Consider the following 14,996-nt stretch of genomic DNA (forward strand, 5'->3'; position numbering starts at 1 on the left):
AAATTAAATTGCCAATTTAAGCTGTTAGCTAATGTTCAATTAAACGCCAAATAATTGCCAATTTTTAACTAAAGGGGCTTATAACCTGGTTTTTTAAAACATTTTTGCATTGGAGTGAAGTATATTTAATATATTCGGGGGTGCGTTATGTTGCAATAAGTTGATAACGTGTTAATGATTTTTAATACAAAAATGAAGCAAATATACTTTCTGATAGTAGTTTTAGCGAGTTCTGTTTTAGTAGGATGCAGCACCGGCGGCGCCGGAAATGGCGAAGTTGTTGGTGTGCGTCAGCGCGCTTTCAGGGCAACTGCTCCGCTAAACATGGTGTATATTAAAGGTGGTACTTTCCTGATGGGCCAAACCGATCAGGATGTAACCTTTGCGCAAACCTCGCAAACCAAACAGGTAACCGTTGCCCCGTTTTTTATGGATGAAACCGAGCTTTCCAATACCAAATACAAGCAATTTGTATTATGGGTTCGCGACTCTATTGCCATCACCAACTACCTTAACGATCAAAAATATTACCTTCAGCCTAAAAAAGGGGCACCTGCAAATCCTAACGGCAAAAAGTACATTAACTGGAACTACGCCCGCAGCAACCCCATTTTTAGCACCAGGGGCAAAAACGCCGCTGCCAACGCCCAGAAATTACAAGGCCTTTATTACCAGGGCGACGACCGCGTGTTCGATCGTAACGAGATAGACACCCGTTTGTTAAAATATAACTTTGCTATGGTTGTGCTGCGCGATGCTGCCAACTATAAAAACGATAAAACAAAAAAACGTTCGGATTTCATCTTGCGCGATACCGTTGCAATTTATCCGGATACTTTGGTTTGGCTGAGCGATTTTTCTTACGCTGCCAACGAGCCTATGGTTGAAGGTTACTTTTCGCACCCGGCATACCGCAACTACCCTGTTGTAGGTGTTACCTGGCGCCAGGCAAGGGCATTTACCGCATGGCGCACCCGCCTTAGCGAAGGTGCCAAACATGCCCGCGGCCTGGATGCAAACTTGCCTTTCGACCTGCCAAACGATGCTGAATTTGAATACGCCGCACGTGGTGGCAGGATAGGTACCGATTACCCATGGGGTGGTCCTTATATTAAAAATGCAAAGGGTTGCCTGATGGCAAACTTTAAACCGGGCCGCGGTAACTATACCGATGATGGCGGTGCATATACCGTAAACGTACGCTCGTATTTTCCAAATGATTTTGGTTTATATAACATGGCAGGCAACGTTGCCGAATGGACTATGTCTGCTTACGACGAATCTGCCACAACTTTTGTACACGACCTTTCCCCAACATTTAATTACGAAGCCAAACCAAACGACCCTGAAGTACTCAAAAGAAAAGTAGTACGCGGCGGCTCCTGGAAGGATATTGGCTATTACCTGCAGAATTCTACCCGTACTTACGAGTACCAGGATACTGCAAAATCTTACATCGGCTTCCGTTGCGTAACCCATTATCTGGGCCGCGATATACGGGACAAGCGCTAATCAAAACAAATCAATTATAAAATCATTATTATTTACTAAAACGTATGGCTGGTAAGAAAAAACCTTTCGGAATAAGTAATATCATATCAATTGGCGCTACAGTTGTTATTATAGGTCTGCTATTTAAAATTCAGCACTGGAAATTCGCATCTGAATTTATAACAGTTGGGCTGGGTACTGAAGCAATACTATTCCTGATATTAGGTTTGCAGAGGGAGGATAAAGATATCGACTGGGTGCGTGTGTATCCGGAGTTAAGTGAAGAATTCGCGGGAGAGTTGCCAAAAGCGTCGGCAAAACCTGTTGCAATAAACAGTGGCTTTTCTAATACCGCTGCATTAGACAAAATGCTGGAAGATGCCAAGATAGGGCCCGAACTGATTGGCAGCCTTGGCGAAGGCTTGCGTAATTTTGGCGACAAGGTTAACGCGATCTCGAGAGTTACCGATGCCGGCGATGCTACTATTGCTTTTACCAACAAAGTAAAAGCGGCAACCGCCAGCTATGATAACTTAAGTACTGCATTTGATAAAGCATCGGCTAATTTAGCAGAGATGGCAGCATCTAATACAGATTCTAAAGCATATCACGACCAGGTTAACAAACTGGCCCTGAACCTTGCCGAATTGAACGGCGTTTACGAACTGGAGCTACAGGATTCGAGCGCGCATTTAAAAGCGATGAACAGCTTTTACAAAAACCTGTCATCAACTATGAATAACTTTAACGATTCGTTAGACGATTCGCGCCAGTTTAAGGATGAGGTTGGCCGTTTAGCTAAAAACCTTGCTTCGCTTAACTCGGTATACGGTAACATGCTTAGTGCAATGAATCAGCCACGCGGTTAATAAATAATATTTAATCAAACGAAAATTAGAATAAATATAAATGGCCGGAGGTAAAGAAACCCCAAGACAGCGAATGATAGGTATCCTATACCTGGTTCTTTTAGGGCTCATCGCCTTAAACGTACCGGAGGGGTTGCTGGATGCATTTAAAAATATCAAAAACAGTTTAAATACATCAAGTAGTAACGTAACCAACGGGATAGATAATACTTACGCTGCTTTTGAGAAAACAAAACTTAAAGATCAGCCGGAAAGAGCCAAAGAGCCTTACAGAAAGGCGAAGGAGGCAAGTAAAGCCGCGGGCGAACTAAGCACTTATATTGATGAATTAAGTGCGCTCCTGGTGAAAGAGGGTGGAGGCATTAACCCGGAAATAGATGACGTTGATGGCCGGGATAACCTGGATATCTCCCCACGCGTAATGATCGCGAATAAACACGCGGAGAAATTACGCCAAAAGATAAACGCAACCCGTACAAAATTACTTAGCTTATTAAGCGAAAAGGAAAAAACAGGTATCAATCTATCACTTGTGGCCAATGATCCTCCAAAAGGAATAGATGGGCAAAAGAGCTGGGAGGATGCTTATTTTGGCGAAGGTATTCCTTTGGGAGCTACTTTAACCACGCTTGCCAAAATCAAGGCTGATGCAAAGAACGCTGAGAACGAAATTGTAAAGAAGCTATTAGGCGAAGTTGACCAGGCTGTAGTAAACCTTGATAAGTTCAGCGCGGTAGCTGTTGCACCTTCGAGTTACGTAATTGCAGGCCAGCCCTACACGGCTGAAGTGTTCCTTACCGCCTCAGATTCAAAATCTAACCCAAGCATAACTGTTAACGGATCAAATTTGGCCGTGGCAGATGGTAAGGGAAAGTATTCCGTAAATACCGGCAGCGAGGGTGTATTCACCTGGGTTGGGCGTGTAACTGTTAAACAAGCAGATGGAACTTCTAAAACATACGATACCAATCCACAAACTTACCAGGTAGCGCGCCCGTCGGCTGTTGTATCGCCTGATAAGATGAACGTATTGTACATTGGTGTTCCAAACCCAATATCTATTTCGGCCCCGGGTATTCCCAAAGAGAAATTAAGGGTGAGTATATCGGGTGGATCGGTAAGCGGGTCTAACGGGCACTATACGGCTACTGTAAGTAGTGCAGGCCAGGCCACTGTTTCGGTATCAGGTGAAACTTCTCCGGGTAAAACCCAGGTTTTAGGCTCAACCTTATTCCGTGTAAAACGTATACCAGATCCTAAGCCACAGTTTGCGGGTAAAAGCAGCGGCAGCACAAGCGCAGCTAATTTAAGAGGACAGGACAGAGTATTTGCCAGGTTAGAGAATTTTGAGTTCGATGCAACTTTTGCTGTAACCAGGTTTACATTAGTGGTTTTAAAACCGCGCCAGGATGTGGTAAGATATTCAACCGTTGGTGCCGAGCTCAGCGGACAAATGCGCACAGCAATGGCAGGTGTTACGCCGGGTACAACAGTTGTAATACAAGATATTATAGCAGTAGGCCCCGATGGCACGCAGCGTGGACTTGACGCGATAGTATTAACAGCTAATTAAAAATTAGATATGAAAGCAAGATTTTTAGTTATTGTGCTTTGCCTGCTTTGCAGCGCTTCGTTTGCACAAAAGAAACCGGTAGCCAAAAAGAGAACCCCGCCGAAAAAAACGGTGGCACGTAAACCGGTTACTCAAAAAGCTGGTGCTAATGGTGGCGCAACTTTGCAGCCATCGGTATTAGATACTACCAAGAAAGTGGCTGCCGTACCATTAAAGCCGTTTGACCGCCCGCTGGATGGTTACTACAAAAAAACCAACATTTTAAGTGCTAAGGTTACACCTTACGCTAACCTGCGCGAATCTGACGTGGCATTTGCGAAACGTGTGTGGCGCGAGATCGATCTGCGCGAGAAAATGAACCAGTACCTGGCGTCGCCTAAGCAAAGGTTGATAGATGTTTTGATGACCGCTATTGATAATGGCGAATTAACCGCGTACGACCCAACATCTACTAAGGATGATCCAAATGGGGATAGCTTTTCTAAACCGCTAACCGGTGCGCAGGCCCACAGCCAATTGTCGGATAGCAGCGTAGTGGATAAGTTCGACACTAAAACAGGAGAAAAAATAGGTTCTAAAGTTGTTGCAGGTGAATTTTTAGCAGACAGCCTTATCAAGTTCCGCATCAAGGAAGATTGGGTTTTTGACAGGCAGCGTTCTATTTTTGAGCCGCGTATCGTAGGTATCGCGCCAATGGTGAAAATAAAGACATCAGGTAACGTTGTTAACAACGAATACCAACCGGCATTTTGGATCTACTTCCCTGAGGCAAGGCCGGTACTTGCCGTTAAAGAGGCGGTAAGCCGCAATAATGATGCGACCGGTTTGAGTTTCGACGACGTATTTATGAAGCGTCTTTTCAGCAGTTATATTGTTAAGCAATCTAACGATAAGGACGAGCGTATACGTGATTACGCCCAGGGTATTGATAAGCTTTACGAAGCCGAAAGGATCAAAAAGAACCTGATGGACTGGGAGCTTAATCTGTGGAGCTACTAATTTAGAAAATAGAGGTTGGTTAATTAGAAAATAGTTAACGCCCCCAATAATATAAAAGCCCTTGCAAGTTTTACTTGTGAGGGCTTTGTTTTAGGGTTGAATTATTAATTGCTATTGCAAGCCTGTAACATCGCTGATTGCCGGGTTAAAATACTGGGTAATGGCTTTTGCCTGTTTCAGGTTAACCACTTCCTGCAAAACTTCTTCGCTGGCCTCGCGGATCTTCTTAACCGATTTAAAGTATTTCAGTAATTTTTCGGCAGTGGTTTTGCCGATGCCTTCTATCAGTTCCAGCTCGGTGGCAAGCGTGCCCTTATCTCGTTTTTTGCGGTGGAAGGTAATACCAAAGCGGTGAGCCTCATCTCGCAATTGCTGGATGATTTTGAGGGTTTCGGAACGTTTATCCAGGTACATGGGGTATTGGTCGCCGGGGTAATAAAGTTCTTCCAGGCGTTTGGCAATACCAATAACGGTAACTTGCTTATCAATACCCAGCAGCTTTAAACTCTTCATGGCCGATGATAGCTGCCCTTTACCACCATCAATAATAATAAGTTGGGGCAAACCCGTGTCTTCGTCCAGTACCCTGCGGTAGCGCCTCAACACGGCTTCTTCCATCGTAGCAAAGTCATCGGGCCCAACTACCGTTTTTACATTAAAGTGGCGGTAATCCTTCTTAGATGGCTTGCCATCCTTAAATACCACGATGGCCGATACCGGGTATTTGCCCTGGAAGTTGGAGTTATCAAAACACTCGATGTGGCGGGGCTGCTGGTTCATGCGCAGATCCTTCATCATCAATTCCATTAACCTATCGGTGCGTATGTCCGGGTTCAGCTTTTCGTACTGGTCTATCTTCTCCTTTTTAAAGAACATTACATTCTTTTGAGAAAGATCGAGCAGTTTGCGCTTTTCGCCCAGCTTGGGTACCGTAAATTTGATTTTCGAATCCTCTACATCGATCTCAAACGGAACAATGATCTCTTTCGAAGAGCTTTCGTAACGGGTGCGGAACTCCGTGATAGCGATGGTGAGCAGTTCTTCATCCGTTTCGTCCAGCCGCTTCTTCAGCTCGATGGTTTGCGTTTGGGTGATGGTGCCGTTCATCACCTTAAGGTAGTTTACAAAGGCATATTTCTCTTCGGACGCGATGCTGAATACATCCACATCCGTAATGGATGAATTTACTACGGTAGATTTACTCTGGTAATTCTCCAGCAATTCCGATTTACGTTTCAGGCGATGCGCCTGCTCAAAGTTCAGTTCGCTCACCGCCTTTTCCAGGTCGGTTTTAAGGTTGCGTACCACGGCGCTGATCTTGCCGCTCAGGATATCCTTTATTTCCTCAATACTGTTGTCATAGTCTGCTTCCGACTGGTAATCCTGGCAGGGGCCCTTACAGTTGCCTAACTGATATTCCAGGCAAACCTTAAACTTGCCTTTTTCGATATTCTGCCGGGTAAGCTGCAGGTTGCAGGTACGCAGGGGGTATGTCTCTTTTATCAGCCCCAAAATGGTATGCATCATGCTTACCGAAGCATATGGGCCAAGGTATTTAGAGCCATCGCGGATGATGCGGCGTGTCCAGTATATGCGGGGATAGTTTTCGTTCTTGATGATGATCCAAGGGTAGGTTTTATCATCCTTCAGCATCACGTTATAACGCGGCTGATGCTTCTTGATCATGCTGTTCTCCAGCAGCCAGGCATCCACCTCGGTATCAACAATTGTAAAAGTTATCTTGCGTATTTTAGATACCAGCACCCTTGTTTTGGCATTTATCTGCGTATCCTTATTAAAGTATGATCCTACCCGGTTACGCAGATCCTTAGCCTTACCAATGTATATCAGTTCGTCTGTAACGTCCCAATATTGGTAAACCCCCGGTTTGTGCGGTATATTCTTTAAAGCTTCTCGGTGATCAAATTTGTCCATCTCGTTCAGTTGGCAGTTAGCGGTGGGCAGTTTGCAGCTGCCAAACTGAGCTTTCTGCTAACTGTAAACTACCCACTGCGAACCTAAAAGTCAAGTTTTTTCTCCACCTCGTTGGTGCCCTTTTGCTGCTGGCTGTAGGCGCCGCAATCGAGGGTTATGGTTACACCGCTTTTCGGCGGAACAAAGTCTACGTTTGTTTTAATGCCGAGTTTGTTATTGGCGTATACCCTTTTCATGTAGCCTGCAAATATCGGCAGTGCCGTATTTGCTCCTTCGCCCAGGCGGGTACTGCGGAAGTGAATATCGCGGTCTTCGCAGCCTGTCCACACACCAGTAACCAGTTGCGGTGTGATGCCGATAAACCAGCCATCGGAGTTATCATTAGTAGTACCTGTTTTACCACCGATAGGGTTCATCATATGATAATCTCTCCTTAAGCGGTAGCCGGTGCCTTCATCTATAACGCCTTTAAGCATATAGGTCATCACGTACGCGGTTTGCGGGTTAAGTGCCTGCACCACCTTTGGTGTGTTATTATATAAAACGTTGCCGTTTTTGTCTTCTATACGGAGCAGGAAGGTGGGCTCTGTCCAAACGCCTTCGTTGGCGAAGGCGGAGTAAGCGCCCGTCATATCAAAAACAGATGCATCAAACGTGCCCAAACAAATAGAAGGGTAAGGCGGCACATCGCTGGTAATGCCCAGCTTTTTTATCTGTTCCATTACAGGCACCGGCTTTACTTCATTCATAATATAAGCAGTAACCCAGTTTTGCGATCTGGCTAATGCTGTACGCAACGTAATTACACCGGGCACAGTTTCAGATGGCGACGAACGCGGCGACCAATCGGCACCATAGCCTGTAATCGTTATCGGCTCGTTAGCAACTTGCATGCATGGCGAAAATCCGTCTTCAATGGCCACCGCATACGTAAATGGCTTAGCGGTTGAGCCAACCTGGCGGGTACCGGTTTTCACCTGGTCATATTTAAAATGCTCGAAGTTGGTACCGCCTACCCATGCTTTAATGTAACCGGTAGTAGGGTCCATACTCATTAAGGCATTCCGCAGCATCATTTTGCAATACACAATGCTATCTATAGGTTTCATCACCGTATCGATATCGCCATGCCAGGTAAAAATATTCATCTTGGCGGGCGTGTTGAAATCGGTTTTTATCTCTTCGTCGGTTTTATTTTGCAGCTTAAGGCTGATGTACCTGTCAGAGCGATGCATGCCTTTATCAAGCAAACTTTTAAATGTCGGGATGGCTTTATAAAGGCTCAGCCCTTTCCAGTGCGAATTGAACTGCCCCTGCAATTTTTTCATGTACTCCTTTTGCGCTTCCTCGGCATATTGCTGCATGGTAGCATCAATGGTGGTGTAAATTTTCAGGCCGTCGCGGTCAAGATCATAAGGCGTAACACCATCAGGTTTGAGGATGGATTTGTCTACCAGGATCTTTTGGATCTCTTTTTTCAGCACCGCCCTAAAGTAAGTGGCCATACCTTCGTTATGGTCGGTTACTTTAAATATCAGGCCAAGCGGTTTTTGTTTAAATTCCTCGGTTTGGCCTTCGCTCAGGTAGCCCTCCTCGCCCATGCGGCGCAGCACAAAGTTGCGGCGGTTTAAGGCGTTATCCGGGTGGTTGATGGGGCTGTAAATGCCCGGGCCGTTTATCATGCCCATTAAAAGCGCAGCCTGATCTGGCGTAAGCTTATCCGGCGTAGTATTAAAATAGGTGCGCGATGCCGAACTGATACCGTAAGTGTTATACGCGCCAAAATCTACCGTATTGAGGTAAAGCGTTAAGATCTCTTCTTTGGTGTAGTTGCGTTCCAGCTTAACAGCCGTTATCCATTCTTTTAGCTTCTGAATAACCCGAACGAAGGGGTTATGCGTTTTCTCGGTAAATAAGTTTTTTGCCAGCTGCTGGGTAATAGTACTACCGCCCTGTTTTTTGCCTATGAGGTTGTATAATACGATGGTAAAGGAACGCTGAAAGTCGATCCCCGAGTGTTCGTAAAAGCGGGCGTCTTCGGTGGCTACCAGGGCATTGATTACGTTTGGCGATAATTGCCTGTAGGTAACGCTGGTGCGGTTTTTTACATAATAGTTGCCAATAACCTGGTTATCTGATGAAATTACCTGGGATGCCTGATCGCTTTTGGGGTTTTCCAACTCGCGGAAGGATGGCAGCGTGCCAAACACCTGGAAGGCGATCAGTAATATCATGATCACAAAAAAGGAGAAGCCGGCAATTACAAAACGCCATATATACCAGTTGTACCGCCTGATATCCTGCGTGGTAAGCTTATTTTTATTATTGCGGTTATTGTTAGTGATGATCATGACTGGCCTAATAGTTTTGCTGATAGTACTCGATATAGCTACCTAATGTTTTTCCGTCGGCTAATTTATCCAGATTTTCCTTCGTAATGATAAAAAAGCTGTATTTATCCTTTGGTGTTTTCATAATGTCGGGCAGTAGCGGTACTATGCGGCGGGCGTAATCCTTCACATTCTCCAGGTTGCCAAAGCGCCCAACGTATATCAATTGGTTATCTGTACCGGCATTTTTTAAGTTGTGATTGATAGGGCTGCCCTGGTATTGTACCCGGTTAAACTGCCCGATACCAAAACGCGAAGAGGCCAAATTAGTTGTGCCCGAATTTACAGCTACAACAAAATAGTAGTTTGTGCTGTCGCGCATATTAAATATTGATGGTTTTTTAACAACCGGCGGGGTAACTGTAGCTACCGGTGCCTTTACAGGCGGGGTAGCTTGTGTAACTTCCGGTTGTGTTACCGGCTCTGGTTTAGTTTGTACCACTTCCGGTTCTTTAATCGGCTCTTGTTTTACCACCGGCGGTATTGTCTCCTGCTGTTTTACGGGTGGCGGCAATTGCTGCGTAGTTACTACGGGGGCCGGCACCGGCTTCTTCTCAGGCTTGCGCACATCCGGTACAATCGCAATGGGGCCGCCCGTATAGGGTACACGGTATTCGGTTTGTTGCTGGTACACAATGGGTATGGTGAAAGTGCCATCGGCTATATCCCTGTCGGTTATAACAATGCTGCGTGCCGCTAACTCGGTTTGGTTCACGTCAATATAGCTGAGGTGCTGTTTTACCAAAGGCGTTATCAGCTGGTCGTCGGGGTACCTGGCAATAATTTGTTGCAGATCGGCTTTAAACGGATCAAGTTTTTCCTGGTGGCCACCCGCGAATGTTTTCAAATACTCCAGTTGCGAAGCGTACTTGTTATTTGGATAGGTTTTTAGTAAACCATCGGCAGAAGTAATAACCGCCGTGTATTTTTTAGCTGCATATAAATCATACACCTGGTTGTACAGGGCGCTAAAGCCGGTATCCTCATCGTTCAATCGTTTACCATAATCAGGATCGAGGATGGTTTTGGCGAAGGCCGTCGCGGGGTATTCTTTTAGTACGAGGGCTTTATATTTATCTGATAGCGCGACATTGCTTTCGCTGTATAAACGATACAGGTTATAATAGATGGCGGCCTTATTATCATTATTAGGGAAAAGCGCCAGCACCTTTTCGTAAGCGGCAGCGGCTTCCTTTTTGTCATCCAGCACATCGCGGTAAAAATTGGCGATAGCTAAATATGCCTCATATCGCTTCATGTTTGATTGTGCCAGCAGGGGAGGTGTAAGCGGGAGGTTTTGCACCAAGTCTTGCTTAAAGTTATTGGCATCTACCTCGCCGGGGCTGCGCTGCAGTGAATCGGGCAGGGCATTGGTATCTACGTTTTTTGCCGTATTTAAGGTATTGGTAGTGAGGTCGGCGTTGGAGCGACCGCTTCGGCGCCAGTTATCCTCCAGCTTGCGGTTGCCCCAAACCCGTTTAAAATCGCTAAAGCCCTGGCTTACCGCGTTGGTATTATAAAAATAAAAGTTACCGCCATTGGGTACGCTTGCAACCGGCGACGGTGTATCCCCAAACGGATCTGCCAATGAGCCGGATGTTCCATTATTAACTGCAGCGGCAGTTTGCTTTTTTATTTCCTGGCGTTTGGCCATTTCATCAAGGCGCTTTTCGCGTGTCGGCTCATCCAGGGCGGCAAGCATTTGCAGCGTGTCTTCACGGGCTATCACCTTCAGGTTATCGGTAAGCAATTGCAGGTTCTCAGCTTTCTTTTGGATAGTCCTGTATCCGGGGTAATTTGGTGATAAAGTGACAAGCGTACTATCGTAATAGTTTTTCGCCAGCGTATAATCGGCTTTGTTTTTAAAATAGGTATCCGCCAGGCGCAGGTAGGAGAGCCCTTTTTGATTTTGGTTGCGGGTGCTGTAATTGGCAGATTGTTTGTAGCTTTTTATAGCATCATCAATTTGGTTATCGGCATATTGCAGTTGGGCTATCTGGTAGTAAACCTGGTCGGTAAAATCGGCATTGTTTTGGTTCTTTAACAGTGCGCGTAACCGGGCGAGGCGACTTATCTTTACCCCATTTTGGCTATCCTCTATGCGGATACGGTTCAGGTCGGCATTAAAGGCCATATCAAAGCTGACGTTGCTTTTGGCCACACGGGCGTAGCTTATTACGGCATCGGCAGGCTTGCTGTTCAGTTCCTGTAACTGGCCGAGGATAAAGGTCCAGCGCATACGCTGCAGGTTATGGGTACTGTATTTTATAGCCTCTTTGGCCATCGCCTCGGCATCAGCATATTCACCGGTATTGATATCGTACTGCAGTTTTGCAGCATAAACGTCAGCAGTAATGCTTTTTTTAGGGTTGATGTTTTGTATGGCGCTATCTATTACCTGCTTTGCTTCTGCATCTTTATGGAGAAATAGCAGTGCGCGTCCCTTCCAAACCAGGGCCTCCTGTTTTATCTCTGTTTGTTTGGGCCGACCGGTAAGTACTACGTAATTAAAGTATTCAACCGCGTCGAAATAATTTGCTGCCAAATAATTGGCCTTGCCCAGCACCAAATAGGCATCGGGTATATAATGGCTTTGTTCTTTTACGCTAATGATGGTGGTGGCCTTTGCTTTGGCAGCTTCCAGGTCTTTATCCGGTGCGGCGCCGGTGGCAGCAGTATCCTGGTAAACCGAAAGCAGCTCGCTGTAATTATCTACAAATCCGGCAGCGTAACCTTCTTCTTTTTCCTTCAGGATCTCTTTTGCATTGAACAGTATATTATAGTGTGCCGTGAGATTCTGCAGCCCGCGGTTTAGCGCGCTCTTTTTTTCGAGCGAGCAGCCGGCTATAATAAGTACAAGTACAAACAGAGCGGGTTTGAATTGCTTTTGCAGGAATAGGTTAGAATTGCGCCTCAAGATGGTATAATTATAGGTAGATACTTAATTCTTTTTATCCCCGCCGCTTTTTGAAGCATCAGCCAATTTATAGAGGTTTTCTAAGTCAGCTATATCTTGCTTTCTTGCAGTTCCTGCCTTGTTCTTTATCAAGTCATCTAACCCGATATAACTTATGGTCAATTCATCTATGTCGATAAACAATTTATTCTCATATGCTTCGTCAAAAGAAACTCCCGAAATACTGTTTAAAATATCAATTCGTAACGGGGGATATCCTAATTGAGTAACATAATGTTCCCGTAAAAAGTCGCCTTTAGTTAAACCGACAGAACCGAAGCCAAAATCATTTATAACCAATATCATTTTAGCTGCATTTTCATCAGTCGGGTTTATCCAAATATCTAAATCACCTGTATGACGTGGCTTTCCATGAAAAGCCAGTGCATGTGCACCAACTATAAGATAAGCCACTTCGTGTTTATTCAACAAATCGATGAAATCCTGAAAATCTTTCTCTAATATCATAACGGCTGTCTGTTCACTACCTTTTCAATTTTATCGGGGAAGGACTTATTAAGCCATTTATAATAATTATATCTTAAACGGGTAACCTCTTTTAAGCGCTCAATAACTGGCTGCTTTAACCAATGCCGTATATAAAGCATTTCTTCTTCGTCCTGTTTTACAAAATGCACAACCTTTTCCATCACTATCTTAACTATTGGCGGGCCTGTTTGAGTATATCTAAATCAATATAATCATCGCCCAAACATTATACAAATTAGGTATTATAAAAAGCATCGCTAATTTACTAAATAGTATGCAATAGGATTAATAAATTTGCGCCATGGCCGAAAATGAACCAAACGATATAAAGGAAGGCGCGAAGGAAGCAAGTTCCTACGCCAAATATACCGGGCTGGCTTTCCAGATGATCATTATCATTGGTGTGTTTACCTTTGCCGGGTATAAAATAGATGAAAGCACCGGCCACGCAACCAAGTGGGTAACCGCTGTACTATCACTTGCGGGCGTATTTATATCCTTATTCTTAGTTATCAGATCTGTAAAAAAATGAAGACCAAAACCGCGATCACCGCATTTTTAATATTTGCCATAATATTGGCTTTACCGCCCCTTGCCTTAATATTCACGGGCCATCCCAATTTACTGGTGCCTCATTTTTGGCTGATATTTGCTTTTATAACCGGCCTTACCTTTTTGGTAATGGTTGCCATTATTATTACCAAGCAGGTGAACCCCGAAAATTATGCTCAGACCTTTTTAGCCACCACAGTTTTTAAATTACTCGCATGCCTGGCATTTTTAGTGGTTTTTATCATGAAAATTAAGGTAGATAAGCCGGTTTTTGTGGGTAATTTCTTTTACCTATATTTCTTAAATACTGCCTTTGAAGTTTACGTGTTATTACGTAACTTGCGCAACCAAAATTTGAAGTAGAAAAGTTTATTTTGATGTATAATAGCTCGATTTTGAAAATAAAAATATTTACACTTTTACGAATTTGTGCCGTCTTTTTAACATTGGCGACATTTTCGATCCCGGCTTTTTCCCAGGAAAAGCATGAAGAAAGCGCTGAAAAGCCATTTGAGCCGAGCGAAGTTATTTTAGAGCACATTGCCGATTCGCATTCCCTGCATGTTTGGAATACAACCGCTATTCCGCTTCCGGTTATATTATACACCGATAAGGGGCTTGAGGTTTTTTCGTCGTCGCACTTCGAGCATGGCCATGCAGACTATACCGGTAAATATTATACATATAGATTGGTAGAAGATAAGGTAAAAATTGTAGGTGCAAATAATATTTTAGCAGACAGCGCTACCGTTTGGAAATGGAACAGCAGTTTAATAGATTTTTCAATCACCCGCAACGTTGCCAGTATGTGGATGGGGATGATTGTTCTGTTAGTAATTTTCTTTAGTGTTTCATCAGCTTATAAAAAACGTTCAGGCAAAGCGCCAAAAGGCTTACAGTCTTTTATGGAGCCGCTTATTCTTTTTGTAAGGGATGATATCGCCCGCCCCAACATCGGTTATAAGTATCAGCGCTTTATGCCGCTACTTTTAACTGTTTTCTTCTTTATTTGGGTTAACAACCTGATCGGCCTGGTGCCTTTCTTCCCGGGTGGTGCAAACCTTACCGGTAATATAGCGGTAACGCTTGTGCTTTCGGTTATCACTTTAATAGTAGTTAACCTAAATGGTAACAAACATTACTGGGCACACATTTTTATCCCTGCCGACGTGCCTGTTTGGATCTGGCCTTTATGGTGGGTTATCGAGCTCGTAGGTATCATCTCAAAGCCTTTCGCCTTGATGATACGTTTGTTTGCCAATATCACCGCAGGGCACATTATCGTATTAAGCTTAATATCCTTAATATTTGTATTCAAATCGATGGGTATCGCACCGGTATCAGTTGCCTTTGTTATTTTTATGGATGTGCTTGAATTGCTGGTAGCAGCATTGCAGGCTTTCATCTTCACGCTGCTTACTGCCTTATTTATCGGCGGAGCAATTGAAGAGCATCACCACTAATTTTTAATAATTTTTATACTATATATTCACTTTAAATTTAATACAATGATTGGAAGTATCGCTGCACTTGGTGCAGGTTTATCAGTAATCGGAGCAGGTATCGGTATCGGACAGATCGGTGGTAAAGCCGTAGAAGGTATCGCTCGCCAGCCGGAAGCTGCTTCAAAGATCCAAACTGCTATGATCATCGCTGCTGCCCTTGTAGAGGGTGCTGCTTTGTTCGGTGTGGTTGTATCTTTCCTGGGCTTGAGATAATCAATCCCCGAAAGGAAAACATTT

Annotated in this window: 13 protein-coding genes; 8 read left to right on the forward strand and 5 right to left on the reverse strand. The window is 44.4% G+C overall.

Annotated features, from left to right (window positions below; translation table 11 throughout):
- The first annotated feature begins 192 nt into the window (after positions 1–192).
- The 4 genes from porK to porN are packed head-to-tail and all read left to right on the forward strand — an operon-like array spanning position 193 to position 4,932.
- Positions 193–1,512, forward strand: coding sequence for a T9SS ring complex lipoprotein PorK/GldK (gene porK / locus IDJ77_RS26725; protein ID WP_191192063.1), 1,320 nt, complete (start codon positions 193–195; stop codon positions 1,510–1,512).
- A gap of 44 nt (positions 1,513–1,556) precedes the next feature.
- Positions 1,557–2,360, forward strand: coding sequence for a type IX secretion system motor protein PorL/GldL (gene porL, locus IDJ77_RS26730; RefSeq protein ID WP_191192064.1), 804 nt, complete (start codon positions 1,557–1,559; stop codon positions 2,358–2,360).
- A 40-nt stretch (positions 2,361–2,400) separates the two neighbouring features.
- Positions 2,401–3,933, forward strand: coding sequence for a type IX secretion system motor protein PorM/GldM (gene porM, locus IDJ77_RS26735; RefSeq protein ID WP_191192065.1), 1,533 nt, complete (start codon positions 2,401–2,403; stop codon positions 3,931–3,933).
- Positions 3,934–3,942: 9 nt separating this feature from the next.
- Positions 3,943–4,932, forward strand: a complete 990-nt coding sequence (gene porN / locus IDJ77_RS26740) for a type IX secretion system ring subunit PorN/GldN (protein ID WP_191192066.1) — start codon at positions 3,943–3,945, stop codon at positions 4,930–4,932.
- 111 nt (positions 4,933–5,043) lie between these two features.
- Here porN and uvrC read toward each other — a convergent pair whose 3' ends face one another.
- From uvrC to IDJ77_RS26765, 5 genes are all read right to left on the reverse strand, one after another.
- Positions 5,044–6,867, reverse strand: coding sequence for an excinuclease ABC subunit UvrC (gene uvrC / locus IDJ77_RS26745; protein WP_191192067.1), 1,824 nt, complete (start codon positions 6,865–6,867; stop codon positions 5,044–5,046).
- An 83-nt stretch (positions 6,868–6,950) separates the two neighbouring features.
- Positions 6,951–9,218: a penicillin-binding protein 1A gene (locus tag IDJ77_RS26750; RefSeq protein ID WP_191192068.1), complete on the reverse strand. Its 2,268-nt coding sequence runs from the start codon at positions 9,216–9,218 to the stop codon at positions 6,951–6,953.
- 7 nt (positions 9,219–9,225) lie between these two features.
- On the reverse strand, positions 9,226–12,174 hold the full coding sequence (gene porW / locus IDJ77_RS26755) for a type IX secretion system periplasmic lipoprotein PorW/SprE (RefSeq protein WP_191192069.1): 2,949 nt from the start codon (positions 12,172–12,174) through the stop codon (positions 9,226–9,228).
- A 24-nt stretch (positions 12,175–12,198) separates the two neighbouring features.
- Positions 12,199–12,681: a nucleotidyltransferase gene (locus IDJ77_RS26760; RefSeq protein ID WP_191192070.1), complete on the reverse strand. Its 483-nt coding sequence runs from the start codon at positions 12,679–12,681 to the stop codon at positions 12,199–12,201.
- A complete protein-coding gene (locus IDJ77_RS26765) occupies positions 12,678–12,863 on the reverse strand; it encodes a hypothetical protein (RefSeq protein ID WP_191192071.1) in 186 nt (61 codons plus the stop codon). The genes IDJ77_RS26760 and IDJ77_RS26765 overlap by 4 nt, the downstream gene beginning before the upstream one ends.
- 140 nt (positions 12,864–13,003) lie before the next feature.
- On the opposite strand from IDJ77_RS26765, the gene IDJ77_RS26770 reads away from it, so the two are divergent.
- From IDJ77_RS26770 to atpE, 4 genes are all read left to right on the forward strand, one after another.
- A complete protein-coding gene (locus IDJ77_RS26770; RefSeq protein ID WP_191192072.1) occupies positions 13,004–13,234 on the forward strand; it encodes an AtpZ/AtpI family protein in 231 nt (76 codons plus the stop codon).
- The gene (locus tag IDJ77_RS26775; RefSeq protein WP_191192073.1) at positions 13,231–13,617 is read left to right on the forward strand and encodes a hypothetical protein; all 387 of its coding nucleotides are present in this window, start codon (positions 13,231–13,233) and stop codon (positions 13,615–13,617) included. The genes IDJ77_RS26770 and IDJ77_RS26775 overlap by 4 nt, the downstream gene beginning before the upstream one ends.
- 83 nt (positions 13,618–13,700) lie before the next feature.
- On the forward strand, positions 13,701–14,717 hold the full coding sequence (atpB, locus tag IDJ77_RS26780; protein WP_224751253.1) for a F0F1 ATP synthase subunit A: 1,017 nt from the start codon (positions 13,701–13,703) through the stop codon (positions 14,715–14,717).
- A gap of 45 nt (positions 14,718–14,762) precedes the next feature.
- On the forward strand, positions 14,763–14,972 hold the full coding sequence (gene atpE / locus IDJ77_RS26785; protein WP_191192075.1) for an ATP synthase F0 subunit C: 210 nt from the start codon (positions 14,763–14,765) through the stop codon (positions 14,970–14,972).
- Positions 14,973–14,996: the final 24 nt, after the last annotated feature.

Source organism: Mucilaginibacter pankratovii (genome assembly GCF_014773265.1).
Classification (GTDB): Bacteria; Bacteroidota; Bacteroidia; order Sphingobacteriales; family Sphingobacteriaceae; genus Mucilaginibacter; species Mucilaginibacter pankratovii.

Coding starts and splice junctions, on each gene's coding strand:
- IDJ77_RS26765 (WP_191192071.1), bottom strand. CDS start 12,863: ATGGAAAAGGTTGTGCATTTTGTAAAACAGGACGAAGAAGAAATGCTT.
- IDJ77_RS26775 (WP_191192073.1), top strand. CDS start 13,231: ATGAAGACCAAAACCGCGATCACCGCATTTTTAATATTTGCCATAATA.
- uvrC (WP_191192067.1), bottom strand. CDS start 6,867: ATGGACAAATTTGATCACCGAGAAGCTTTAAAGAATATACCGCACAAA.
- porK (WP_191192063.1), top strand. CDS start 193: ATGAAGCAAATATACTTTCTGATAGTAGTTTTAGCGAGTTCTGTTTTA.
- atpE (WP_191192075.1), top strand. CDS start 14,763: ATGATTGGAAGTATCGCTGCACTTGGTGCAGGTTTATCAGTAATCGGA.
- IDJ77_RS26760 (WP_191192070.1), bottom strand. CDS start 12,681: ATGATATTAGAGAAAGATTTTCAGGATTTCATCGATTTGTTGAATAAA.
- porN (WP_191192066.1), top strand. CDS start 3,943: ATGAAAGCAAGATTTTTAGTTATTGTGCTTTGCCTGCTTTGCAGCGCT.
- IDJ77_RS26750 (WP_191192068.1), bottom strand. CDS start 9,218: ATGATCATCACTAACAATAACCGCAATAATAAAAATAAGCTTACCACG.
- IDJ77_RS26770 (WP_191192072.1), top strand. CDS start 13,004: ATGGCCGAAAATGAACCAAACGATATAAAGGAAGGCGCGAAGGAAGCA.
- porM (WP_191192065.1), top strand. CDS start 2,401: ATGGCCGGAGGTAAAGAAACCCCAAGACAGCGAATGATAGGTATCCTA.
- porL (WP_191192064.1), top strand. CDS start 1,557: ATGGCTGGTAAGAAAAAACCTTTCGGAATAAGTAATATCATATCAATT.